Origin of the sequence: Corynebacterium sp. MSK150, assembly GCF_030229215.1 — a bacterium.
GTDB lineage: Bacteria > Actinomycetota > Actinomycetes > Mycobacteriales > Mycobacteriaceae > Corynebacterium.
The window spans coordinates 1-461 of the sequence record NZ_JASPHM010000043.1 but is presented as its reverse complement, the minus strand read 5'-3'; the positions used below and the strand labels follow the sequence as shown (position 1 = coordinate 461).

1 protein-coding gene is annotated in these 461 nt (G+C 55.5%); it reads right to left on the bottom strand.

The features are described from left to right. Positions 1 to 29: 29 nt before the first annotated feature. Positions 30 to 461, bottom strand: a 432-nt coding sequence (locus QP941_RS11555; protein ID WP_284869007.1) for an IS3 family transposase, incomplete at its 5' end; no start/stop codon positions are given.

Below are 461 nucleotides of genomic sequence, written 5' to 3'. Positions count from 1 at the left end.
TGGCCCCCGAAAGTTGGACTGGTTTAATTCTAGGCGGTTAGGGCTTCAAGGGTCTGATTTCGATATTGCATCGGGGTTAGACCCTTGAGTCGTTGTTGGATGCGTTCGGTGTTGTACCACCGGATGTACTCGTCGATTGCCTGGTTGAACTCTGCGACGGTGTCGAAGGCTTCTCCGTGGTACATCTCGGTTTTCAGGTGGCCGAAGAAGTTCTCCATGACCGCGTTGTCGTAGCAGTTGCCTTTGCGTGACATCGATTGGACTCCCTGGTGCTGGCTAATCAGGGTGCGCCATGATGAGTGCTTGTATTGGAATCCTTGATCGGTGTGGATCATCCAGCCCGGCTCTGGAGCACACGCTTTGATCGCCTGCGCCAACGAAGCCGAGGTAAACGCCGTAGACGGCGATGTGGCCACTGTGTGGGCGACGATTGAGCGGTCGAACAGGTCCATCACCGGTGA